This is a genomic window from Oceanicoccus sp., from assembly GCF_029238675.1.
Classification (GTDB): domain Bacteria; phylum Pseudomonadota; class Gammaproteobacteria; order Pseudomonadales; family Dasaniaceae; genus Oceanicoccus.
Genome location: NZ_JAQWFR010000026.1, coordinates 37046 through 60430 on the forward strand (window position 1 = coordinate 37046; position 23385 = coordinate 60430).

Genomic DNA, 23385 nt, shown 5'->3' on the forward strand with positions numbered 1-23385 from the left:
GGTATTTTTGCCGATTTATCTCCATGGGGGCTAAGGCTCGTTTGACTGCGTTATTAACAACTACTGATCTATGCTGTGAGCGGGATAGCCGAACCTTGGTCGATGGCCTGAATCTCAGCATTGAGCCCGGTCATATCTATCAAGTTGAAGGCCCCAATGGCAGTGGTAAAACCACCTTATTGCGGGTGCTCTGTGGTATTTCATCCCGTTATACCGGCGATATTCACTGGCAGGGTCAGCCAGCCCAGAAGGTGAAAACGGTTTATCACTCGCAGTTACTTTATCTGGGGCATAGTTCCGGGGTAAAAGCTGCCCTTAGCCCCCGTGAAAACCTGCAATGGCATGCTTCCCTTAAGGGCTTACAGGGTGATGAAGCCGAAAGCGCTATTCTCGCTGCTTTAGATAAGGTGGGTTTATACGGCTATGAAGATGCCGCTTGTTTTACTTTGTCCGCCGGTCAGCAACGTAGAGTAGGGTTGGCCAGGTTATTTCTTGGTGACGCTAAACTCTGGATTCTTGATGAGCCTTTTACTGCGATTGATAAGCAAGGTGTTAAGGAGTTGGAGTCATGGATTGCTGATTATGCAGCCAATGGTGGTACGGTAATCTTAACGACCCACCATGAACTGACCATTGAAACACCAATTAACCGCATTCGATTAGGGGAGGTCTAAGATGGAAACACAGGCACCTTCTTTTATGTCAGCTTTTTCAGCCACGCTAAAACGCGACTTACTGCTGGCCTTCCGTCGCCGCAGTGATTTTATGAATCCGCTGGCGTTCTTTTTAATTGTTTGTTCCTTATTTCCCCTGGGTATCAGCCCTGACCCCAAGCAGTTGGCGATATTAGCACCGGGGATTTTATGGGTAGTGGCTTTGTTGGCTTGCCTGTTATCCAGCGATACTTTATTTCGCAGTGATTTTGATGATGGCAGTCTGGAGTTAATGCTGATTAGTCCTGTTTCTATGTATATACAGGTCCTGGCCAAAACCGTTGCACACTGGCTGCTTACTGGTTTTCCCTTAACCCTATTAGCGCCATTATTGGGGCTTTTGTTGCAGCTACCTTCGTCGGGTATGGCTGCGCTGGTGATCGCTATGGCTATGGGCACAGCGACCTTAAGTTTTATCGGTGCGATTGGTGCGGGTTTAACGGTGGGCTTAAGAAAAGGGGGCTTGCTGCTGTCGTTAATTATCTTGCCACTCTACATACCTGTACTGATTTTTGGCGTGGCTTCAGTTAAAGCCGCCGTTGATGGTTTTGATTATGCGGGGCAATTAGCGGTATTGGGTGCCTTTTTAGCCTTGGCGGTTACGCTGGCTCCTTTAGCAATCGCAGCCAGCGTAAGAATTAGCGCTGATAACTAGGCAATGATGGTCACAGCTACGATTAAGCCAACAGCCACGCCAACTAGCACAACCACAACGATTCCGACGCGTTTCATTGCAGTGGCATCATCAAGTACTTGATCGCTCATAATAGTTTTTCCTTGGTTGGGTGAGATTATTGTTAGTGATGGTTTAATCCTACTTTCTGTAAGGTTTATCCACATTGACGCAGGTCAACAAAAGTAGGGTGGATTCCCGCCTTCGCGGGAATGACAGTCATATCTGCTGATTAATCAAGGTATTAGCTATCGGCTGGGGTGGATTCTTGTATAATGATCGCCTGTTAATCACCGTCATTTTTAGTGGACAGACTTAGATATTATGTGGACATTCTTCCATAAAATGGGCTCACCACGCTGGTTTTACCAAATCAGTGGTCAGTGGCTGCCCTGGATTGCTGTATTCGCATTTGGCCTGCTGGCCGTTGGAACTGTTTGGGGGCTGGCTTATGCCCCGGCGGATTTCAGGCAGGGCAACAGTTACCGAATTATCTATGTACATGTGCCTGCTTCGGCGATTGCACTGGCGGGTTATATGCTGATGGCCTTTGCTGCTGCCATCAGCCTGATTTGGAAAATGAAACTGGCTGAAGTGGTGATGAAATGCGCGGCGCCCATTGGTGCGGGCATGGCCTTTATTTCCCTAATCAGTGGTGCGCTTTGGGGTAAGCCAACCTGGGGTACTTACTGGGTATGGGATGCCAGGCTGACTTCCATGTTAATTCTGTTTTTTCTCTATCTGGGTGTTATCGCCCTCTATGAAGCCTTTGAAGACAATGTCTCCGCCAGCAAAGCCTGTGCGGTGCTAAGTTTGGTGGGGACGGTGAACATCCCTATAATCTACTGGTCCGTAGAGTGGTGGAATAGCTTACACCAGCCCGCCACCTTAAAGTTGACGGAAGAGTCGACCATGCACTCGGATATGTTGCAGCCTTTATTAATTATGATCGCTGGTTTCTATGCCTTCTATGCCTTGTTATTGCTGATGCATAGTCGCAGTGAAATTTTGGTGCGTGAGCGCAATACCAAGTGGGTGAAAGAGTTAGTCGCCAAGAGGTTAGGGTAGTATGCAGTTTGAAAGTTTGGCAGCGTTTATGTCGATGGAAGGCCATGGGGTTTTTGTTTGGTCGGTGTATGCGATTGCTTTTGTGGTGTTGATGGGTTTGGCGGTTGCTCCTTTACGTAAGGACCGTCAGTTTTTTACTGAGCAAGCTATGTTGGTTAAGCGTGAACAGCGGTCTCAGGAGAAGAGTTAGAGTGGTGGTGGATTGCAATCCACCAAAAGAGGATTAAGAAGAAGTGGGTATGCACCCTGTTAGAAAACAACGTTTGATTATTGTGCTGTTTATTGTATTCGGTGCGGCTATTGCAGTGGCTTTGGCGACCTTTGCACTGCGTGAGAATATTAATTTGTTTTATCCGCCTGCAGATATTGCAGCGGGCAAAGCCCCTGTGGGTAAATCCATTCGTGCCGGGGGTATGGTGCTGGAAGGTAGTATAAAGCGTGATACCCAAAGCCTACGTGTTGATTTTATTGTGACGGATTACGAAGCACAGGTGCCTGTGGTTTATACCGGTATTCTGCCTGACCTGTTTGATGAAGGGCAGGGTGTTGTCGCCTCTGGCATGCTCGATGAAAACGGCGTGTTTCAAGCCACAGAAGTATTGGCCAAACACGATGAAAATTATATGCCCCCTGAAGTGCAATCCGCATTAGATTCTGCGGCAGAGTCAAAGGCTAAGCCTGGTAAAGCGGCCTACTAACCCCCCCCAATGAGATGCTTAGATGATTCCTGAGTACGGACATTTTGCTTTAATCCTCGCCCTCTGTCTGGCGCTATTACAATCCGCTGTGCCGCTGTGGGGGGCATTAACGGGCAATCGCTATATGATGGCTATGAGTCGCTCACTGGCTGCAGGGCAATTTACTTTTATTGCTATTGCCTTTGTTGTTCTCAGTGTGTTGTTTTTACAGGATGACTTTACCGTTAAAGTGGTTGCCGCCCATTCCAATAGCCAGCTGCCCTGGATGTATAAACTCAGTGCGGTATGGGGTAACCACGAAGGCTCTTTACTGCTTTGGGTGTTGATTCTTTCTATGTGGAGTTTGGCGGTAGCGATCTTTAGCCGGCAGCTGCCTGTTGATATGTTGGCCCGCGTGCTTTCTGTGATGGGTATGATCTCCGTAGGTTTCTTATTATTTTCCCTGCTGACCTCCAATCCCTTTGATCGTCATTTACCGAACTCTCCAACTGATGGCGGTGACTTAAACCCCTTGTTACAAGACTTTGGCCTAATCGTTCACCCTCCGATGCTGTACTTTGGCTATGTAGGGTTTTCGGTGGCCTTTGCTTTTGCTATTGCCGCTTTGAGTAGTGGTCGTTTAGATGCGGCATGGGCTCGCTGGTCACGACCCTGGACCAATATTGCCTGGGCCTTTTTAACCATTGGTATCGCCCTTGGCAGTTGGTGGGCTTACTACGAATTAGGTTGGGGTGGCTGGTGGTTTTGGGACCCGGTTGAAAATGCATCCTTTATGCCCTGGTTAGTGGGTACCGCGTTAATCCATTCCCTGTCAGTGACAGAAAAGCGTGGTGTGTTTAAAAGCTGGACTGTGCTGTTAGCTATTTTTGCTTTCTCATTAAGTCTGTTAGGGACTTTCCTGGTTCGCTCCGGTGTACTGACTTCAGTGCATTCATTTGCTGCCGATCCAGAGCGCGGTTTATTTATTCTTGCCTTTTTGGCTTTGGTCGTTGGTGGTTCATTAACACTTTATGCGCTTCGAGCTCCGACGGTTTCCAGTAAGAGTCGTTACGAGTGGCTGTCCCGTGAAATGTTATTGCTGGTCAATAATGTGGTGTTTTTAGCGGCGATGTTGACTGTGCTATTCGGTACCTTATTTCCTCTATTGATGGATGGTCTGGGCCTGGGTAAATACTCCGTGGGTCCACCGTATTTTAATGCGGTCTTTGTGCCGTTAATGGCTATCCTGATGGTGTTTATGGGTATTGGCCCCAGCGCTCATTGGAAAAAAACCAAAGCCTCTTATTTAAAAGCTCGACTCCTGGTGGCCGCAAGTGCCAGTGTGATTGTTGGTCTGTTATTCCCGCTAATATACGGTGAGGAATATAAAATTGCTTCAGCTTTGGCGGTGTGTTTTTCAGCTTGGGTTATTCTTTCCACCTTCGCTAATCTTAAAGATAAACTGAGAAATGCCCCCAGCTTATCCGCAGGCCTGGCCCGTTTAACTCGCGCCTATTACGGCATGATTATCGCCCATATGGGTTTTGCTATATGCGCCCTGGGTGTTTGTCTTACCAGCCAATACAGCCTCGAGCGTGATCTGCGTATGGTGCCCGGCGATCAATTAACGCTGGCGGGTTATGCGTTTCAATTCCAGGGAACTCGCTCTATTGTCGGCCCGAATTACAAAGGCGATGAAGGTATTATCACCGTAAGTACGGATGGTGAAGTTATCGCCACACTGAATCCCCAGAAGCGCCGTTATAATGCCCAGCAAGGCCAGGTTATGACTGAGGCTGATATTGAGAATGGTTTTTTACGCGATCTCTATGTAGCTCTGGGTGAGCCTCTTGGTGAAAGTGCCTGGGCGGTGCGTGTGCATTACAAACCCTTTGTACGCTGGATATGGTTGGGTGCTATTTTGATGGGCTTTGGTGGTGCCCTGGCAGCGGCAGATAAGCGTTATCGCCTGCCAGTTAAAGCTCAAAAATCATCGGCATCTGCTGTGGCGGCGTCATCACAGGGAGTGGTGTAACACCATGCAGCGTCTTAAACTTTTTTTACCCCTGATTGCCTTTGTTGTAGTTGTTTTGTTTTTTTATATCATGGTTAGCCGTATTGGTGATGGTGATTATAATCCGCAGGAATTACCTTCAGCATTGGTTAATAAATCCTTTCCGGCTTTTAGTTTATCGAAACTGGAAGAACCTTCGATTCAAATTGAGCAGAAAGATTTAGTGGGCAACATTGCGCTGATTAATGTTTGGGCTACTTGGTGCCCCTCCTGTCATGTTGAACATGGTTATCTAAATTATTTGGCTACCGAGAAAGGGGTTACCATTTACGGTGTTAATTATAAGGATAAGGCGTCTCTTGCCCAGCAGTGGCTGGCAGAGAAGGGTAACCCATATCGCTTTAATATCTTTGACCCCCAGGGTCGCCTTGGCTTGGATATGGGAGTGACCGGTGCGCCAGAAACCTATGTGATTGATCATCGTGGTTTTGTACGCATGCGCTTTCAAGGTCCCATTGATGAAACTATATGGCAGGAAAAATTCCAGCCGATGATGGATCAATTACGCGCTGAGCAAAAAGCTCCGGGAGGTGCATAGGATGAAGTATGGACTTATCTTGCTTTGCCTGTTGTCGCCTCTGTGCGTGGCCGTGGTTGAAACCTATAACTTTGAAAATGAAGTTAATCGTGAACGTTACCATCAGTTTATCGATGAGTTGCGCTGCCCCAAATGCCAAAATCAAAACCTGGACGGTTCTAATGCACCTATCGCCAAAGACTTGCGCCGTGAATTACATCGCCTGTTAGAGGATGGGCAAACCGATGCTCAAATAGTTGAGTATATGGTGGGCCGCTACGGCGAGTTCGTTTTGTATCGCCCTCGCTTTAACGCCGAGACAGCGGTGCTTTGGTTGGCTCCGGCCATCTTTTTAGTGCTGGGTTTTGTGCTGATCTTTATGGTGTTTAAACGGCAAAAGCCCTCCGCATCCACACAGGGCAACAGTGCAGAACTGGATGCCGATGAACAGCGGCGTCTACGGGCGTTATTAACGGATAAGGATCAACCTAATGCCTGATTTTTTAATGGTTTCGGTATTGCTGGCAGCGCTGGCTGCATTGTTTGTGCTGTCGCCGTTAATGCTTAACCGCAGTGTGCAAAGTGGTGAGCGGGGCAGCATTAATGTGAGCCTGTTTAAAGATCGTTTGCAGGAATTGGAGAATGATCGCAAACAGGGGGTGATTAGTGATGATGAATTTCAGTCACTAAAAACCGAACTGGAGCGTCGCCTGCTGGAGGATGCAGGAGAGAGTGGCGAAACAGTGGCTTCAGTATCAGGTAAACCTTCGAAAGTAATCATTGGACTATTAGCTTTATCTATCCCTTTGGTTGCCTGGAGTATCTACCAACAAACCGGAGCCAGGGCGGACTGGGAGATTACTCAAACCCTAAAACAAGCTCGCCAAAAAGCAGCGGCAGGTGCCAATACTCAGCGGGAAGTTACCCAGCTGGTGGCCCAGTTAAACCAGCGCCTTGAGCAGCGGCCTGATGACTCACGCTATTTGATGCTGGTGGGTACTACCCAAATGGGGCTGGGGAATTATGCGGCGGCTACTGATGCCTACCAGCGCTTATCGGTTCTCAGCCCTGAAGATCCTGCGGTATTAGGGCAGTATGCCCAGGCGCTTTACCTTTCCTCTGGTCGCGCCTTAAGCGATAAGGTCAGAAGGCTTGCCGATAAGGCCTTAAGTCTTGACCCCCAGCAGGCCACCGTGCTCGGTATGATGGGTATTGCCTATTTTGAAGAGGATGATTACCAGCAGGCAATTAACTATTGGGAGCGACTGCTACCCTTATTAGGCCCGGTTTCGCCTAACCGCCAGATGATTGTGGCGGGAATTGAGCAGGCAAAAGAGCTGTTGCGAGAGGGTGGTGTTGAAGTGACTGAAACGTCAACACCTGTTGAGCAGGCTGCTGTTAGTCTGCAGGTTCAGGTAGCCATAGGCGAGGGGATTCAAGCCGAACAGGGTGCTTCAGTCTTTGTCTATGCGCGAGCCATGGGCGGCCCGCGAATGCCGCTGGCTGTTGCCAGAATGACGGTGGCGGACTTGCCGACGACTATCACTCTGGACGATTCAATGGCAATGGCGCCCGGCTTTAAGCTATCGAGTTTTGAGGAGGTAGAGTTGGTGGCTCGTATCTCTAAGAACGGTATTGCCAATCGTGGTTCCGGTGATATCGAAGGTTTATTCGGGCCAGTCAGTACCGCTTCACCGGCAGAAAACCTGTCTCTATTAATCGATCAGTTGGTTAAATAACCCTCCTTTTTTAAACCCCCGTCATTCCCGCGAAGGCGGGAACCCAGCCTGCATGCTTATGCTGTTATTTCCGCTAGAGCGGAAATCTGCAGCGCTGGATTCCCGCCTTCGCGGGAATGACGTGTGGAAACTTTGAAGTCAGTGGTTGGCAGTAAAAAAAATCCAAAAAACCGCTCAATCGGCGTAGTCCTACCCCATTAAAAGCTATACACTACGTCGAGTTTTTCGGGGAAATGGCGGCATGGAATACCCGCTCGCTATTGAATTATTTATTCTAATAAATACAAATACTTAAATAACAAAGTTAATGTAGAATGCGACTAAAAAGTATCAAGCTGGCGGGGTTTAAATCCTTCGTCGACCCTACCAATGTGTCATTTCCATCCAATCTTGGCTGCGTAGTCGGCCCTAACGGTTGTGGTAAATCGAATATTATCGACGCGGTGCGTTGGGTGATGGGTGAAAGCTCCGCCAAAAACCTGCGTGGCGAAAATATGACCGACGTTATTTTTAACGGCTCGGTTAACCGCCAGCCTGTCGGCCAGGCCTCTATCGAGTTAGTGTTTGATAATAGCGATGGCACCGTCGGTGGTGAGTATGCCCGCTTTGCTGAAATCGCCATTCGCCGTAAAGTCACCCGCGAAGCCATTTCTGAATATTATCTCAACGGCACCAAATGTCGTCGCCGCGATATCACCGATATTTTCCTCGGCACCGGCTTAGGCCCACGTAGCTATGCGATTATCGAGCAGGGTATGATTTCCCGCCTGATCGAATCCAAACCAGAAGAGCTGCGGGTCTTCATTGAAGAAGCCGCCGGTATCTCTAAATACAAAGAGCGCCGCCGCGAAACGGAAAACCGCATGCGTCGTACCCTTGAAAACCTTGAGCGTTTAACCGACTTAAGAGATGAGTTAGAGCGCCAACTCCAACACTTGCAGCGTCAGGCCCAGGCCGCCGAGCGTTATACCGAGCTGAAAAAAGAAGAGCGTTTACTCAAAGCCCAGTTGCAGGCCCTGCAGTGGAAGAGTCTGGATGTTCAGGTTAAAGGCCATGAACAGACCATCCGTGATTTGGAAGTGAAGCTGGAAGCCGTTATCGCCGAGCAGCGCGCCGTTGATGCGGATATTGAGAAATTCCGCGATGTGCATACGGACTTAATGGACAAGTTCAATGAAGTGCAGGCCCGTTTCTACGGTGTTGGCGCTGAGATCGCCCGTGCTGAGCAGTCTATTCAGCATCAGCAGGAACGCAGTCGTCAGCTAAAAGAAGATTTACAGCAAACCGAGCGTAGCTATCAAGAGTCCAAAGAGCATTTGGTCACCGATAGCGAAAAGCAAGAGCGCTGGAGTGTTGAGATAGAAGAAATTCAACCTGAGCTTGAAATGGCCCAGGGCTCTGAAGAAGAGACCGCTGAAAAGCTACAGTCCGCAGAAGAAGCGATGCAGGAATGGCAGCAGCAGTGGGATGACTTTAACCAGAAAGCCCTTGAGCCGCGCCAGAAAGCAGAAGTACAGCAGTCTCGTATTCAGCATATTGAGCAACTATTGCAGCGTGTTCAGCAGCGGATTGAAAAGCTGGAAGAAGAGAAATCCACCCTTACCGCAGGCCCGGTTGAAGAAGACATTGAATTACTTAGCGAGCAGTTAGCTGAGGCCGAGTTATTTGCTGAAGAACAACAGCAAAAGCTTGATGACCAGTCTGAACAAATCAATATGCACCGTGAGAAGAATACTTCCCTGGGTGATGAGTTGGATAAGGCCAGAAATGAGCTGCAAAGTAAGCGTGGTCGTCATGCGTCGTTAGAGGCATTGCAGCAAGCCGCTTTAGGTCAGCAGCAGGGTGCAATCAGTGATTGGCTGTCATCCAATGGCTTAGACAGCCAAGCCCGTTTAGCGGAAGGCTTAAAAGTAACCGCTGGCTGGGAAAAAGCCGTTGAAACGGTATTGGGTGAAAACCTGCAAGCCGTCTGTGTTGATGGTATTGATGCTGTTGCTGAACTGGCAGAGAAATTAGAGCAGGGCAGTATCACACTGTTAGACAATGGTAGCGCCGTTTTTACGGGTAGCGATATTGCCGAGACTTTGGCCAGTAAAATAGAGAGTGGCCAACAAGCTCAAGGTTTATTGGCCGGCATTTATACCGCCGCTGATTTATCTTCAGCGTTAGCCTTGCGTTCAAAGTTAGCCGCCAATGAATCCGTGGTAACCGCAGAGGGTTTATGGATGGGCTCTAACTGGCTACGAGTAGCAAAAGATTCCGATGAGCAAGCCGGTGTACTTCAGCGTCAGCAAGAGCTGGAACAGTTAACCGCCAGCATTGCTGAAATTGAAGAGCGTGTAGAAACACTGGATGAATCATTATCCGATTGTCGTCAATCACTACGTGACCTCGAAGGCCAGCGTGAAGAATTACAGCGTACCGTACAATCACAGAACAGCAAACATAATGAATTGCGTTCCGAATTAAGCGCCAGGCAAGTTAAAGTTGAGCAGATTAGTTCTCGCCGTGACCGTCTCAATTCAGAGATTGATGAAAGTCGTGAGCAGTTTCAACTAGAGCAAGAAAGCCTGAGCGAAGCTCGTATTATTTTATCGGAAGCCATCGAGGGTATGGAGCAGGATTCTACCCAGCGTGAAGATTTATTGGCTCGCCGGGATCAATGCCGCACGGTATTAGATCAAGCCCGTCAAAGTGCCCGCCACGATAAAGATTCAGCGCATCAGTTAGCTATGCGTTATCAATCTCTTCGCGCTCAGCTAGATTCAATGAGCCAGAATATCGAACGTACTCGCAACCAGGTTCAACAGTTAGAAGGCCGCCGCGCTACCTTGCAGGAAGGTATTGCCGGTGCCGATGAGCCGATTGAAGCAATGAAGCTGGAACTGGAAGCCCAGCTAGAAGCGCGTCTGGTGGTAGAAGAAGAGCTGGCAGAAGCTCGTCGTAGCGTTGACGAGGTTGAACATAGCTTGCGTGAATCCGAAAGCAAACGCAGCAGTATTGAGGCTCGGGCACAAACCGTTCGTGGTGATTTGGAAAGAGGACGGGTTGAGGTGCAGGGCTTGCAGGTTCGTCGCCGTACTTTAGAAGAACAGCTGATTGAAACCCAATACGACCTTGAAACCGTACTGGAAAATCTACCAGAAGGCGCCGAAGAAAAAGTTTGGAATGATAATCTGGAAAGTATTGGTCGCCGCGTAGCTCGCCTTGGCCCCATCAACCTGGCCGCAATCGATGAGTATAAATCACAGTCTGAGCGTAAGACTTATTTAGATGCCCAGAATGATGATTTGGAAGAAGCGCTCAGTACGCTGGAAAACGCAATCCACAAAATCGATAAAGAAACTCGCCAGCGCTTTAAAGATACCTTCGAGCAAGTCAACAGCAGCTTGCAGGAGTTATTCCCGAAAGTCTTTGGTGGTGGTACCGCCTACCTTGAAATGACGGGTGATGATTTACTCGATACCGGTATTGCGATTATGGCCCGCCCCCCGGGCAAGCGTAACAGTACTATTCACCTGTTATCCGGTGGTGAAAAAGCGCTAACCGCCATCGCCCTGGTATTCTCAATCTTCCGTCTTAACCCCGCACCATTCTGTATGCTGGATGAGGTTGATGCACCACTGGATGATGCCAATGTGGGTCGCTATGCTCGTCTGGTTAAAGAAATGTCTAAATCGGTTCAGTTTATTTACATCACCCATAACAAGATTGCTATGGAAATGGCCGATCAATTAATGGGTGTAACCATGCATGAACCAGGTGTTTCTCGTCTGGTAACCGTAGATGTTGATGAGGCTGCTGAACTGGCGGCTTTGTAAATGATCAATGAACGCATTAGCCAACTTGAAATCTCAGTTTGAACAATAGACAATTTGGGCTAATAATAAGAATGATGTTCAACAAGATAAAGCAAAAAGGTTAACAGGCTGCGATGGAATTAAATGTTCGTGACTGGATGATTATTGTAGGGGTGCTGCTTATCATAGTAGTGCTGTTGGATGGTTATCGCCGTATGCGTAATGAGCGACGAGGTAATATTCGTATGTCGCTCAATAAACAATTTTTAAATTCAAATGGTGCTGGTGAAGAATCCTCCAGCGAGCTGCCCAATGGTGGAGCCCGCTCCGTGGGTCGAGGTACTGACGGTGCTTCCTTTCACGATGTGTTAATGGAAGATATTCCCCCCGCTGAAAATGGCAACATTGACCTTGGGAAATCAGTACCTATGTTAATGGACTCGGTGGCAGCAGAACCACCAGTCGCGGAAGAAGACATTATCACTGAGCCGATGGTTACCGAGCCTGAGCCTGAAGAGCTTGTTGCTGAAGCTGAACCTGTTGAAGAAAAAGCACCAGAACTTCAAGAGAAAACCACTGAGCCTCAAACCGGCGAGCAAGAAGTTGTAGTGATTAATATTGTTGCTAAAGATGAGCCCTTTAAAGGCCCTGACTTATTGCATATTTTATTGGCCTGCGATTTACGCTTTGGCGATATGAATATTTTCCATCGCCACGAGCAATCCAACGGCAAAGGTCCCGTACAATTTAGTATGGCTAATAGCGTTGAGCCCGGTTATTTTGACCTTGATGCCATTGACGATTTTTCTACGCCCGGTGTGTGTTTCTTTATGAGTGTGCCAGGTCCTGAAGACGCTATAAAAGCCTTTGAGTGCATGGTAGAAACCGCCCAGTGCCTGGTCAGCAATCTTAATGGTGAAATGCTGGATGAATCTCGCAGCGCCATGACTAATCAAACTCTGGAGCATTGCCGCCAGCGCTTGCGTGATTTTGAGCGACGCCAGCTAACCCACGCCTAATGTCCTTACCTTTTGAGATTACCCAGCAGCTCGAGGAGCTGCGCGCCGTTATTAACCAACATAACTACCGTTATTACGCCCTGGATGATCCATCAGTTCCCGATGCGGAATATGATCGCCTGATGCGTGATTTGCAGGCTATTGAAGCGAAATACCCCGAGGCGGTTAATCCCGAGTCACCGACACAGCGAGTGGGTGCTGAGCCCTTGGAAGGCTTTAATCAAATTCAGCATGAAGTACCCATGCTGTCACTGGATAATGTCTTCAACACAGAAGAATTGTTAGACTTCGATCGGCGTATTACAGAGCGTTTAGATAGTGATACCGGCTTTCGTTTGGTCTGTGAGCCCAAGTTAGATGGTGCGGCTGTCAGCCTTCTATACAGAAATGGCAAGCTGGAACGTGGTGCAACCCGTGGTGACGGTTCAGTGGGCGAAGATATTACCCATAATGTCAGAACCATAAAATCCATCCCATTAACGCTAATGGGTGAGGGATACCCGGATGTGATCGAAGTGCGCGGCGAAATCTATATGCCGAAAAAAGGCTTTGACAAGCTGAATGAACGCGCCCGCGCCAATGATGAAAAAACCTTTGTAAACCCTCGTAACGCAGCGGCAGGAAGTTTGCGCATGTTAGATGCTCGTATAACTGCCGAGCGTCCGCTAGAGATGTGTTGTTATAGCGTGGGTTTAGTCGAGGGCGGTGACCTGCCAAATGATCACAGCGCCATACTGGAGCAATTACAGCAATGGGGTTTTCGCATCAATAGTGAAATGCGTGTAGTTGATAATGTTAATGGCTGTCTTGAATATCATGACTATCTATTAGCTAAGCGCAACAGTCTGCCTTATGACATTGATGGTATTGTTTATAAAGTGGATAACCTGGATTTGCAGCAACAATTAGGTTTTACCGCCAAAGGGCCACGCTGGGCTATCGCCCATAAATTCCCCGCTGAAGAAGAAATTACTAAACTGTTAGGTGTTGATTTTCAGGTGGGTAGAACCGGAGCTATTACGCCAGTTGCCCGCTTAGAGCCGGTTTTTGTCGGTGGGGTTACTGTCAGTAATGCCACCTTGCATAACCGCGATGAAATTAAACGACTTGGCGTTAAGGTTAACGATACCGTTGTGGTGCGCCGGGCGGGTGATGTGATTCCCCAGGTGGCCAAAGTGGTATTGGAGCGCCGCGGCGATGATGTTATTGATATTCAATTCCCTGAGCGCTGCCCGGTCTGTGATTCCGATGTTGAGCGAGTCAAAATCGTTAAATACAACAAAGGTGGACGCACCGAGGAAGAGGGCGCTGCCTATCGTTGCGTCGGCCGTTTAGTGTGTCAGGCGCAGTTAAACCAGGCGATTATTCATTATGCGTCCCGCAAGGCCTTGGATATTGACGGTCTTGGGGAAAAAATTGTTGAGCAGTTAGTGGGTGAGGGTTTGGTTAAAAGCCCTGCCGATTTATACAAACTGAAGTTTGAAGATTTACATGAGCTGGAAGGTTTTGCAGAACTGTCCGCAAAAAATTTACTGGCAGCCATTGCCGATAGAAAAACCGTACCTTTAAGTAAGCTGGTTTTTGCCTTGGGCATTCCCGATGTCGGTGAAGAAACCGCGAAAGTTTTGGCAGAAGCCTTTGGCAGCATCGATAAAATTCGCCGGGCCTTACCGGAGTTGTTAGTTCACTTGCCCGATGTAGGCCGTGAAGTGGCCAATGAGATTACCGGCTTTTTTGCGGATTCACATAATGCGGCGGTGATTGATGACCTGATTGCCGTCGGTGTGAATGCCAGCGATGCTGGTGATATCGGCGCCAAATACCAGGGCGCCATTACCATGGCTGAATCTATTGGTCGTTTTAATATTCCCGGTGTTGGGCCTACTACTGCTGAAAATTTAGCTAAGCATTTTAATGAGCTGGCGCCATTGATGGATGCCTCTGCCGATAGCTTGGCTGATATTGATAAAGTTAGTGCCAAAGCTGCCGAGAGCGTTGCCGAGTTCTTTACTAGCGAAGATAATCGCACTAAAGCTCATTCTTTAGAGCAGCAGTTGCTGGATTTTGGTATGCATTGGAGTTGTGAGCAGCGGGAAGTGGCTGCTTTACCTTTGGATGGTTTGATCTATGTGGTGACTGGAACATTGGAAACCATGGGTCGTAGTGATGCCAAAGCAAAGCTGCAACAGTTAGGTGCTAAAGTTGCCGGCAGTGTTTCTAAAAAAACCGATTGTGTAGTGGCGGGCCCCGGTGCAGGCTCAAAATTAACCAAAGCCCAGGCGTTGGGTGTTGATGTGATTGATGAGGCGGCATTGATAGCCTTATTACAACAACATGACCTTTAACCATACCTCATCGCTCCCACAAAAAAAACTGTCATTCCCGCGAAGGCGGGAATCCAGTACTGTAGATTTCCGCTTCAGCGGAAATAACAGCATAAGCATGCAGGCTGGATTCCCGCCTTCGCGGGAATGACAAAGTTTTTTTTGTGGGAATGACTTAGGGTAAAATGGACTATCAAGCGTTAATGGGCTAGATGAGTAGTTATGAAATTTATATCACAAGCTTTTCTGTTATTAGTTGCGGTCACTCTACTTACGACCGGTTGTACAGTATCCCCTCCCAAAAACCAGGATAATATCTGCGAAATCTTCCGCGAGAAGGATGATTGGTATGATGACGCCGCGGATGCCCGCGAGAATTGGAATTCCCCCATTCCAGTGATGATGGCCATCATGCACCAGGAATCACGTTTTAAACAAAAGGCCAAACCACCGCGTACAAAAATCCTGGGCTTTATTCCCGGCCCCAGACCTTCCAGTGCCTATGGTTACTCCCAGGCCAAAGACGGTACCTGGGACTGGTATATGCGCAGCAGCGGCAACTATGGTGCAGACAGGGATGACTTTGAGGACGCGATTGATTTTGTAGGTTGGTATAACAATACCAGCCGCAAACAGTCTCGTATCAAAACCAATGATACCTACCACCTATACCTGGCTTACCACGAGGGCCATGGTGGGTTTAACCGCCGAACCTTTAAGAAAAAGCCCTGGCTTACCAAGGTGGCGAAAAAGGTTTCGGCCCGCTCCCGGCGTTATGCCGCCCAGCTAGCCAAGTGTGAAGAAGAGCTGAAAGGCCCGTGGTGGCAATTTTGGTAGGTCTCGTTACTCCCACGCAGCCCCGTCATTCCCGCCTTCGCGGGAATGACGGTTTTTCGGGGTAATGACGCAGATTTCTACCACTCGCCAATATTCTCCATGGATGCCCAGGGCTCCGCTGGTTCCAGTGAGCCATCTTCTTGTAACAGCTCAATAGAAATATTATCCGGTGAACGAATAAAGGCCATATGGCCACAGCGTGGTGGGCGGTTAATCGTAACACCAGCATCCATTAACTTCTGACAGGTCTCATAAATATTTTTAACCCTAAAGGCTAAATGACCAAAGTTACGACCGCCGTCATAGCTATTGTCATCCCAGTTATAGGTCAGTTCTATGGTGGGTGATTTATGCTGCTCAAAGCTTTCTACATCTTCTGGAGCGCAGAGAAAAATCAAACTAAAACGGCCACCTTCGTTATCCTGGCGAGCGACTTCTACCAGACCCAAGTGATCACAATAGAACTCTAATGATTGTTCGAGGTTGCTGACTCGTACCATGGTATGTAAATAGCGCATTATTCGTCTCCAGATAGATAGGCTAGGGGGTTTTAAGCCGCCCAATAAAAAAGGCCCATAAGGGCCTTTTATTCAAAGAGCGTTGCTTATGCTTCCGCTAGCTCTTTCTCTTCAACCTCTTCAGCAGGCTTTAATGCTTCAAGCTCGGCTTCTAGCTTAGCAATCGTATTTTGATGCTCATAGCTTTCCTGCTTATATTCCTTATTACTCTTGCTAAGAAGCTCATTAGCTTTACGCTGTTCTTCCAGCTTCTTCTTGGTTTCAACCAGGTTCTTTTTCAGCTTCTTGGCATCAAGCTGCTTAAGGTCTTTAACTTCAGACTTAAGATTGCCTAATTCCTTTTGTGCCGCTTTGTTTTTAGCGCGCAGAGCGTCAAATTCGTTTTTGATATTCTCAGAGCGGTTGGTTAATTCGCGGTTTTCTTGCTCAAGACGTTTAATGTCTGTGCCGCCGCTCTTAAGTTGGTTAATTTCAGCCGCTTGCTGGGCAATAGTCGCCTGTAACTTGGCTTTGGCTTCTAGCTGCTCTTCGGTTTTATAGCGCTCGGCGGTGATTTTCTTTTCGTACTGGGCCTTAAGATTGCTCTCAAGATTGATCAATGCTTCTAGTTGTTCGGCTGACGCCACGGTAGGTACCTCGGTAATATCATCAGGTTCAAAATTTGGTGTGAGTTTGGTGTGAGAAAGTGCTTAGGTCTTACCAGAGTAAACCAACTAACGCGCTCTTTAACGGCGGCGAAGTATACATAAAAACCATTGCAATGGCTAATATCTAGCCATTGCAATTTGAGTGTTGCGCAAACTATCCGTAGCCATGCCAACGCCTAACCAGTATTATAAGCCCGCTTTTATAAACCTCTGATAGATTTTGTTATGACTAAAGAACGCGTATTAACCGGCATTACCACTACAGGCACTCCTCATTTGGGTAATTATGTGGGGGCCATTAAGCCGGCGATTGAAGCCAGCAAGCACAGTGATATTGATTCCTTCTTTTTTCTGGCGGATTACCATGCCTTGATTAAGTGTCATGATCCCGTTCAGGTAAGGCAGTCCACTAAGGAAATTGCTGCGACGTGGTTGGCCTTAGGTTTGGATACGGATAACAGTACTTTCTACCGGCAGTCGGATGTACCAGAGATTACCGAGCTGAGCTGGATTTTAACCTGCATGACTGCCAAGGGCTTAATGAACCGTGCCCATGCTTATAAAGCCGCCGCGCAAGCCAATATCGACGAAGGTGAAGATGCAGACAAAGCGATTACTATGGGTTTATTTAGTTACCCGGTGCTAATGGCGGCTGATATTTTAATGTTTAACGGTAAAAAAATACCAGTCGGTAAAGATCAAATTCAACATGTGGAAATGGCTAGGGATATTGCCCAGCGTTTTAATCACCACTTTGATGACTTATTTGTATTACCCGAAGCTGAGGTAGGTGACGATGTCGCCGTGCTAAATGGCCTTGATGGTCGCAAGATGAGCAAGAGCTACAACAATACTATCCCGCTTTTCTTAACCGAGAAAAAGCTGCAAAAGCATATCAATAAAATTAAAACCAACTTATTAGAGCCAGGTGAGCCTAAAAACACTGAAGATTCTACGGTATTTCAAATTTGGCAGGCCTTTGCCACTGAACAACAAACCCAATATATGCGTGACCAGTTTGCTAACGGTATTGCTTGGGGGCAGGCGAAAAAAGAATTGTTTGCATTGATTAACGATGAGATTGGCCCGGCCCGTGAGCGTTATGAAGAGCTAATGGCGGACGGTGATTTTATTGAGAAGGAATTGCAGAAGGGGGGTGAAAGAGCCCGGGAATATGCGTCGGCACTGTTAAAGAAAGTGCGTGCTGCAGTGGGTATCGCGCCTATTCTCAAATAAAACCGTCATTCCCGCGAGGGCGGATGGCTGTTTTGCAGGCAAAAAAAACCGCCTCTGGGAGGCGGCGGTCTTTTACTCGAGGGGAGAGCAAAAGATGGGGAGACGTTGAAATCTATAACTCCACTATAACAATGATCCCGGGAACTGCCACAAGGGTGTGTCGATTTTGTGGATTAGTACACAAAAATAAGCCGTTTAAAACGCTATTGAGATATCGGCGTAATAAGAGCGGGGCTCACCGATAAAGTAACGGTCCCCTGAGAAGCTGGAGAAATCAGCCCTTTCGGCATAATCTTCATTGGTCAGGTTATTGACTCTCAGGCCCACACTGACTTGATTATTGAGCTGCTGGCGTACTCTCAAATGGATCAGGTCATGACCCTCATAGCTGTGTAGATTGTCGATATCGGTGTAATACCTACCCATAGACAGCCACTCTAATTCGGCCCGTGTGTTTACTGTGGGCTGCCATCCTAACTGAACCGTACTCATTCTTCTTGGGGCGGTATCTACATCATTGCCGTCGAGGTTAATATCATCATCGGAGCCAAACAGGCTAACATCACTGCTATATTTATGGCGGGCGAAGGTGCCTGAAGCCCTTAAATCCCATTGCTTGCCCAGCTGCCAAAGCAGCTCGTATTCCAGCCCCAGATGTTCGGTCTGGCCATCATCGATATTAAGGCGCTGGGAAGATTGGAAAATCACATTGGTCTTTCTCATATAAAAACTGCTTAGGCTGTATTGTAGGCTTTCGCTGCTGCCGCGCAGCCCCCACTCGATACTATTAATTTCTTCCGAGTCCAGCCCCGCTTCCATCTGGCCGTTTTGCAAGCGGTACATTTCCGTTGCCTGTGGCGCTCTAAAGCCGTGGGCAAAGCGTAGGTAGGTGTTTAGCTGTTGATTGAGTTGATGATTCAGGCTGGCGTTAGCCGAGATATTATCGAAGTCATCCTTACTGTCTTCAGGGCGGGTATAGCGACAGCCTTCTGCACCGGTAAAGCCATTAATACAGGTCGAGCCGTCTTCGGCCGTATTCCCTGAAATTATCTGGTTATCGTAGTCGTATTCCAGATATTCATAACGCCCGCCAAATGACAGTACGGTATCGGCTTGAAGTCTGTAATCGGCACTGATAAAGGTGGCCAGCATTATGGCTTCAACCTCATAGTCATACTGTTTGCCTGCGGGGAATGAAGAAAAGCCACCTTGTTGGGATTGCTTGAGAAAAGCATCAGTCAACTCAGCATCAAAACCCTGGCGCAGGGTTAGGGTATCTGACAGGGTGCGCTGATAGCTGCTTTGAACCCCGGCGCTTTTCTGGCTATTTTCTTCCAGCGGCGTACCGGGTAAAAAGTGCATTAAGAATTCCATATCGGTATAGCGGGCGTAGGGCGTAATAATAAATACGCCGCCGTTGTTGAGTGATTTTTCAATCGAAGTTTGCAGTCTTAGTGACTGGCTGTCGCGGTAGGCTTCCGGGTTGGGGTTTTCCCGGCGGCGGTCACTGTCTTTATAAGCGTCTGTCCCCGCAACAAAGCCGGCGGTTTCCTGGTTGAGGTTGCTGATACTTAGCAGGGTATTGATCTTCAGCTTATCAGCGTTGTAATCATGCCGTGCAGTCATTTTCTGTTGGTCAAAACCGGAATCATCCTTATAGCCACCATCGTGGGCGCCGTTAAGGTTTAGCCGGTAGCCGTGCTGGCCTGAGCGGTTACTTTGGCTGAATTTTATTCGGTAATAATCATTGGAGCCAGCTTCAATATTGAGTTGTTGCTGGGCGGCAACAGCTGGCTGGCTGATAACATTGATGACACCGTGCAGGGCGTCTGAGCCATGCAAAACTGTGCCGGGGCCGCGCAATACTTCAATCCGTTGGGCCTGTTCGGTATTAATATCAAACAGTTGGTTTACATTACAAAAACCGGTGGCGCGAACGGGCACGCCATCCTCTGCAACAGTAAAAGCACCGCAGCTACCAGCGCCAGTTAAGACCGGTGAGCGAATGGCGGTCAGGTGCTCCTGGCCGTTGCCTCGACTGATCCATACACCGGGCACACGGGCCAGGGTTTCATTGATATGTACGGCTGATATTTGCAGCAGCTCTTCCCCGGAAATCACTGATAAACTGGCAGCGCTATCTGTCAGGTTTTGCTGGGTGCGCGTGGCCGTGACTATGGTTGTTTCCATAGTTGTTTCTATACTGTTTTTGGTCTCAGCGTGGAGGGGTAGGGCAAGGTTTGTTATCAGTAAAACAGCCAGGCTAGTGCTGGTATCGAGCTTTAACATATGTATTGATAGTCTTTATGAGTTAAAAGAAGCCAACGGCTGCACATTATAGCCAATGCCATCGTAAATGTATTTGAATCCAGTAGTTTTTTAATCTAAGTTTAATAAATTAAATATTCAGTGTTTTAGTGTTTAGAAACAATATAAAGGGTGTAGACATGTCCTCTGACACACCAACACTTTTGGTCATTGGTTCGAAGGTTGTTTTAGATTCTCCGCTGTGCCGGCATTTACAGTCATCGTTGACACTGGCGCATGCCAGCAATGCAGATCAGGTGATTGACGTCACCACAGAAAATGAGGGTATTGACCTGCTGTTAATGGATGTTGGCAGCATTGGGGACAGTGCCCACGAGACCTGTTTATGGTTAAAAACAGATCATGAAACCAGACACATGCCGATAGTGGTTATGCTGGGTGATAGTCAGGATGCGGCAAAATGGCTGCATATGGGTGCTGTTGATGTGATCACCCAGGGTAGCTCGGTTGAAGTGGTTGAAAGGCATTTAAATACACTGCTGGAGTTACAGCATAAAACCAGGTTGCTTACTGATATAGCCTCCCTTGATCCGCTAACGGCCCTGGCCAGCAAGCAGCGGTTGGATGAGTATCTGGATATAGAGTGGCGCCGTAGCTTGCGTGAATTTTATCCCCTGTCGCTGATCAGTATCGATATTGACCTGTTTACCGCCTATAACGACCAGAACGGTTTAGCTAGTGGTGATGATGCCTTAAAGCGTATTGCCCGTGTACTGGATAGCAGCAGCAATCGAGCAGCAGATATGGTATCCCGCTATCAAAATGATCAGTTTATGGTGTTATTGCCAGCGCTGGAACTAGAGAACGCACTGCATGTTGCTGAACGTATGGTGGAGGCTGTAGCCGCTCTGGGGATTCCCCATCCCACTTCAACCGTGGCAGATGTTTTAACGGTGAGTGCGGGGGTTGCTACTATTGAACCTTCCCGTGACAAGCGTTACCAGGACTTAATGGATGAGGCGCAGGAAATGCTTTATCGCTCGCAACACGATGGTGGCAACCAGACCCAGGGCGTCTCGCTGTAGTCTGCTATTCCCTAATTATAAATTATCAGTTCCTGGCTACTTTTGCCTACTTTTACCTACGCACCACCTTTCATGGTTGTCCCAGATGCTGATATCAGCAGTACTACCATTAGAACACTTCAGTTGAAAGTGTGAGTAAATAGCGTTATCAACCTCATAGTTGCAGCTCCGGAAGTCATTGATAATGATCAAATACTCATAATGCTAAATAGGGTTTTGTGATTTCGGCAGTGTCGCCTGTCAATGCCGGGTTTCTTATAATTGGGTGACAAACTACCGTTTTACCTGTGTGAATTGCAACCTTTGAAAAAATTAAGTTGCATTGCTTGTGATTGGCATGAAAGAATAGTCACAGGGCCGTTAGAAGGCGGCCCAATATAATATGATAATGATTGTGCACGTCAAAGTGCACACAAAAAACTGAGAAGCAATATGTTAATTTTAACACGTAGAATTGGTGAGAATCTGATTATTGGAGATGATGTAACCATCTCGGTATTGGGTGTAAAAGGCAATCAGGTAAGAATCGGTATTGATGCGCCAAAGGAAGTTCAAGTTCATCGAGAAGAGATCTACAACCGTATCCAGCTTGAAAAAAATGGTGCTGCCAAGGGTGAGGCGAACGGAAACGTATAATTACGTTTCCCCTCACTGATCTATCTCAATACTTTAGCTCTCAAGCGGTTGGGGTTTGCCAGCAGCCTATAAGCAGCGTAATTCATAATATAAGTAAAAATCCTTTTCAACGGGTTTACTCCATTCCTTGATTTTTTCCCAGCCTTTGGGGCATAAACTTGCCATCTGTTTATGCAGTGCTTCGATGACATAAAAGGCGGAGTAGGGTGTTTCCGTACTGCGTTTCAGGCTGTACCGCTCTCGTACCTGATACTCTCGTCCTGTGTTGCTATCGCTTGATTGATGCTCTTCTTTTTCTGACAGTGGCAAAGCATCGGTTTTGGCTTTGTTGGTGCTTGTTGTGATTGATTTTTTTTCCCAGGTTTTCTTGTCTGGGTTTTTATCACGGTGGAATGCTTCAAAATCCAGAGAGTCAGCATCGTCCACGTCAAAGTCTGCGATAACAGGGTTGGCGTAAACAAGACTCATCAAAAGAATTAATAGATATGGGGGAAGACGGTACATGGTATTTCTCTGGTAGGAAAATGGTCATCAGGAGCCTGGTGCCCCTGATGACTAGTGCAGGTAAATGCTATAGAAGCATTTGCATTAGAACTTAATTTCGTAACCAATGCCTACGATATCATCTTCTGCAGCAGCGCCAGCTTCATCATATTCAATGTTGGAGTAATAACCGAAAAGCTTTGAGCTCTTATTTAGTTTGTAGTCCACACCCAAGGCGATTTGAGTCGCTTCCAGATCAACGCCTAACTCTTCAGTGTCACTAGTGCCATATTGTGCTTTAAACACATAGCTGCCTACGGGGTATTCACCGCTGATAAGATAGCCATCTTGCTCGATGTCATCATTACTATCGGAAGACTCACCATCTTGAATAAGGGCGCCAATTTTACCATCGCCAACCTTTATTTCAGCTACCAGGCGAGTGATATCAGCCCTTTCACCATCCTTGCCAACATCGCTGTCATTCGCCAAAGCAACAGAGAACGTCTCGTTTTTATAAGACAGGGCGATAGAGGTACCATCGGCAACACCGTCATCACCGTCAGATCCTTCACCTGGTATCACTGCAGCTGTAACGGAAAAACCGTTCATATTAGGTGTTTTGTACATGATGATATTGTTGACGCGGTTTTCACCTGCGAAGATATTTTTAATATCACCATTGTCCAGATCATTAAAGCGGTCAACTTTGCCCTGGGCCATTTTTGTAGGCGTATCGTGTTTACCTGCTAAAAGGGTTCCCCAGTTGCCTTGAAAACCGCCATAGATATTACGCTGTGAAAATTCATCATCATCACCATCAACAGAAATTTGATATTCTGCTTTGTAGATAGCTTTTAAATTATCATTGATCGCAATGGAACCTTTGACTCCGACACGTGAAGCATTACTTGAAAGCTCCCATTGATCGTCGCCATTAGTTTCGTAGTCAACAGTGTTTAAACTAACGTTAACTTTGCCGTAAACCGTAATATCGCCAGCATAAGCTGAAGAAGCCATAACAGAAGCGGCAGCGATTGCAGCAGGTAATAATTTATAATTCATCAGGTT

Annotated in this window: 21 protein-coding genes; 16 read left to right on the plus strand and 5 right to left on the minus strand. The window is 47.5% G+C overall.

The features are described from left to right. Positions 1-41 precede the first annotated feature (41 nt). From ccmA to P8H32_RS08990, 13 genes are all read left to right on the plus strand, one after another. Positions 42-674 (plus strand): cytochrome c biogenesis heme-transporting ATPase CcmA, encoded by a 633-nt coding sequence (gene ccmA, locus P8H32_RS08930; protein WP_297293323.1) that lies wholly within the window; start codon positions 42-44, stop codon positions 672-674. Positions 675-699: 25 nt separating this feature from the next. Further along, entirely contained in the window at positions 700-1368 is a 669-nt protein-coding gene (gene ccmB, locus P8H32_RS08935) for a heme exporter protein CcmB (RefSeq protein ID WP_301089220.1), read from the plus strand. Positions 1369-1710: 342 nt separating this feature from the next. After that, positions 1711-2454, plus strand: coding sequence for a heme ABC transporter permease (locus tag P8H32_RS08940; protein WP_297293321.1), 744 nt, complete (start codon positions 1711-1713; stop codon positions 2452-2454). A gap of 1 nt (position 2455) precedes the next feature. After that, the gene (gene ccmD / locus P8H32_RS08945) at positions 2456-2644 is read left to right on the plus strand and encodes a heme exporter protein CcmD (protein ID WP_297293320.1); all 189 of its coding nucleotides are present in this window, start codon (positions 2456-2458) and stop codon (positions 2642-2644) included. Positions 2645-2693: 49 nt separating this feature from the next. Beyond that, positions 2694-3152, plus strand: coding sequence for a cytochrome c maturation protein CcmE (ccmE, locus tag P8H32_RS08950; protein WP_297293319.1), 459 nt, complete (start codon positions 2694-2696; stop codon positions 3150-3152). Between the two features lie 22 nt (positions 3153-3174). Continuing rightward, positions 3175-5166 carry a heme lyase CcmF/NrfE family subunit gene (locus P8H32_RS08955; protein WP_297293318.1) on the plus strand — a complete coding sequence of 664 codons (1992 nt, stop codon included), beginning with the start codon at positions 3175-3177 and terminating at the stop codon, positions 5164-5166. A gap of 4 nt (positions 5167-5170) precedes the next feature. Next, positions 5171-5743: a DsbE family thiol:disulfide interchange protein gene (locus P8H32_RS08960; protein ID WP_301089221.1), complete on the plus strand. Its 573-nt coding sequence runs from the start codon at positions 5171-5173 to the stop codon at positions 5741-5743. A gap of 1 nt (position 5744) precedes the next feature. After that, a complete protein-coding gene (locus P8H32_RS08965) occupies positions 5745-6221 on the plus strand; it encodes a cytochrome c-type biogenesis protein (protein WP_297293316.1) in 477 nt (158 codons plus the stop codon). After that, the gene (gene ccmI / locus P8H32_RS08970; protein ID WP_301089222.1) at positions 6214-7461 is read left to right on the plus strand and encodes a c-type cytochrome biogenesis protein CcmI; all 1248 of its coding nucleotides are present in this window, start codon (positions 6214-6216) and stop codon (positions 7459-7461) included. Before P8H32_RS08965 ends, ccmI begins: the two co-directional genes overlap by 8 nt. Before the next feature lie 314 nt (positions 7462-7775). Beyond that, complete coding sequence (gene smc, locus P8H32_RS08975; RefSeq protein WP_301089223.1) at positions 7776-11282, plus strand: chromosome segregation protein SMC; 3507 nt, start codon at positions 7776-7778, stop codon at positions 11280-11282. A gap of 113 nt (positions 11283-11395) precedes the next feature. Further along, positions 11396-12280 (plus strand): cell division protein ZipA, encoded by an 885-nt coding sequence (zipA, locus tag P8H32_RS08980; RefSeq protein ID WP_297293313.1) that lies wholly within the window; start codon positions 11396-11398, stop codon positions 12278-12280. Further along, entirely contained in the window at positions 12280-14625 is a 2346-nt protein-coding gene (ligA, locus tag P8H32_RS08985; protein WP_301089224.1) for an NAD-dependent DNA ligase LigA, read from the plus strand. Before zipA ends, ligA begins: the two co-directional genes overlap by 1 nt. Positions 14626-14826: 201 nt before the next feature. After that, complete coding sequence (locus tag P8H32_RS08990) at positions 14827-15441, plus strand: transglycosylase SLT domain-containing protein (protein WP_301089225.1); 615 nt, start codon at positions 14827-14829, stop codon at positions 15439-15441. Between the two features lie 77 nt (positions 15442-15518). Here the strand turns inward: P8H32_RS08990 and P8H32_RS08995 are convergent, their stop codons facing one another. After that, complete coding sequence (locus P8H32_RS08995; RefSeq protein ID WP_301089226.1) at positions 15519-15959, minus strand: VOC family protein; 441 nt, start codon at positions 15957-15959, stop codon at positions 15519-15521. 86 nt (positions 15960-16045) lie between these two features. Continuing rightward, entirely contained in the window at positions 16046-16585 is a 540-nt protein-coding gene (locus P8H32_RS09000; protein WP_297291228.1) for a hypothetical protein, read from the minus strand. A gap of 246 nt (positions 16586-16831) precedes the next feature. Here P8H32_RS09000 and P8H32_RS09005 point away from each other — a divergent pair, with 246 nt between their 5' ends. Then, positions 16832-17842, plus strand: a complete 1011-nt coding sequence (locus P8H32_RS09005; RefSeq protein ID WP_297291229.1) for a tryptophan--tRNA ligase — start codon at positions 16832-16834, stop codon at positions 17840-17842. A gap of 195 nt (positions 17843-18037) precedes the next feature. Here the strand turns inward: P8H32_RS09005 and P8H32_RS09010 are convergent, their stop codons facing one another. Continuing rightward, on the minus strand, positions 18038-20032 hold the full coding sequence (locus P8H32_RS09010) for a TonB-dependent receptor (RefSeq protein ID WP_301089227.1): 1995 nt from the start codon (positions 20030-20032) through the stop codon (positions 18038-18040). Between the two features lie 257 nt (positions 20033-20289). Between P8H32_RS09010 and P8H32_RS09015 the strand changes: the two genes are divergently transcribed. Together P8H32_RS09015 and csrA are read left to right on the plus strand one after the other, a co-directional pair. Next, a complete protein-coding gene (locus P8H32_RS09015; RefSeq protein WP_301089228.1) occupies positions 20290-21195 on the plus strand; it encodes a diguanylate cyclase in 906 nt (301 codons plus the stop codon). 432 nt (positions 21196-21627) lie between these two features. After that, a complete protein-coding gene (csrA, locus tag P8H32_RS09020) occupies positions 21628-21831 on the plus strand; it encodes a carbon storage regulator CsrA (protein ID WP_297291232.1) in 204 nt (67 codons plus the stop codon). 66 nt (positions 21832-21897) lie between these two features. On the opposite strand, the gene P8H32_RS09025 is transcribed toward csrA, so the two are convergent. Both P8H32_RS09025 and P8H32_RS09030 read right to left on the minus strand, forming a co-directional pair. Further along, positions 21898-22335: a hypothetical protein gene (locus P8H32_RS09025; protein ID WP_301089229.1), complete on the minus strand. Its 438-nt coding sequence runs from the start codon at positions 22333-22335 to the stop codon at positions 21898-21900. Between the two features lie 84 nt (positions 22336-22419). Beyond that, positions 22420-23379: a porin gene (locus P8H32_RS09030; RefSeq protein ID WP_301089230.1), complete on the minus strand. Its 960-nt coding sequence runs from the start codon at positions 23377-23379 to the stop codon at positions 22420-22422. Positions 23380-23385 lie beyond the last annotated feature (6 nt).

Coding starts and splice junctions, on each gene's coding strand:
- ccmB (WP_301089220.1), top strand. CDS start 700: ATGTCAGCTTTTTCAGCCACGCTAAAACGCGACTTACTGCTGGCCTTC.
- P8H32_RS08940 (WP_297293321.1), top strand. CDS start 1,711: ATGTGGACATTCTTCCATAAAATGGGCTCACCACGCTGGTTTTACCAA.
- ccmD (WP_297293320.1), top strand. CDS start 2,456: ATGCAGTTTGAAAGTTTGGCAGCGTTTATGTCGATGGAAGGCCATGGG.
- ccmE (WP_297293319.1), top strand. CDS start 2,694: ATGCACCCTGTTAGAAAACAACGTTTGATTATTGTGCTGTTTATTGTA.
- P8H32_RS08955 (WP_297293318.1), top strand. CDS start 3,175: ATGATTCCTGAGTACGGACATTTTGCTTTAATCCTCGCCCTCTGTCTG.
- P8H32_RS08960 (WP_301089221.1), top strand. CDS start 5,171: ATGCAGCGTCTTAAACTTTTTTTACCCCTGATTGCCTTTGTTGTAGTT.
- P8H32_RS08965 (WP_297293316.1), top strand. CDS start 5,745: ATGAAGTATGGACTTATCTTGCTTTGCCTGTTGTCGCCTCTGTGCGTG.
- ccmI (WP_301089222.1), top strand. CDS start 6,214: ATGCCTGATTTTTTAATGGTTTCGGTATTGCTGGCAGCGCTGGCTGCA.
- smc (WP_301089223.1), top strand. CDS start 7,776: ATGCGACTAAAAAGTATCAAGCTGGCGGGGTTTAAATCCTTCGTCGAC.
- zipA (WP_297293313.1), top strand. CDS start 11,396: ATGGAATTAAATGTTCGTGACTGGATGATTATTGTAGGGGTGCTGCTT.
- ligA (WP_301089224.1), top strand. CDS start 12,280: ATGTCCTTACCTTTTGAGATTACCCAGCAGCTCGAGGAGCTGCGCGCC.
- P8H32_RS08990 (WP_301089225.1), top strand. CDS start 14,827: ATGAAATTTATATCACAAGCTTTTCTGTTATTAGTTGCGGTCACTCTA.
- P8H32_RS08995 (WP_301089226.1), bottom strand. CDS start 15,959: ATGCGCTATTTACATACCATGGTACGAGTCAGCAACCTCGAACAATCA.
- P8H32_RS09005 (WP_297291229.1), top strand. CDS start 16,832: ATGACTAAAGAACGCGTATTAACCGGCATTACCACTACAGGCACTCCT.
- P8H32_RS09010 (WP_301089227.1), bottom strand. CDS start 20,032: ATGGAAACAACCATAGTCACGGCCACGCGCACCCAGCAAAACCTGACA.
- P8H32_RS09015 (WP_301089228.1), top strand. CDS start 20,290: ATGTCCTCTGACACACCAACACTTTTGGTCATTGGTTCGAAGGTTGTT.
- csrA (WP_297291232.1), top strand. CDS start 21,628: ATGTTAATTTTAACACGTAGAATTGGTGAGAATCTGATTATTGGAGAT.
- P8H32_RS09025 (WP_301089229.1), bottom strand. CDS start 22,335: ATGTACCGTCTTCCCCCATATCTATTAATTCTTTTGATGAGTCTTGTT.
- P8H32_RS09030 (WP_301089230.1), bottom strand. CDS start 23,379: ATGAATTATAAATTATTACCTGCTGCAATCGCTGCCGCTTCTGTTATG.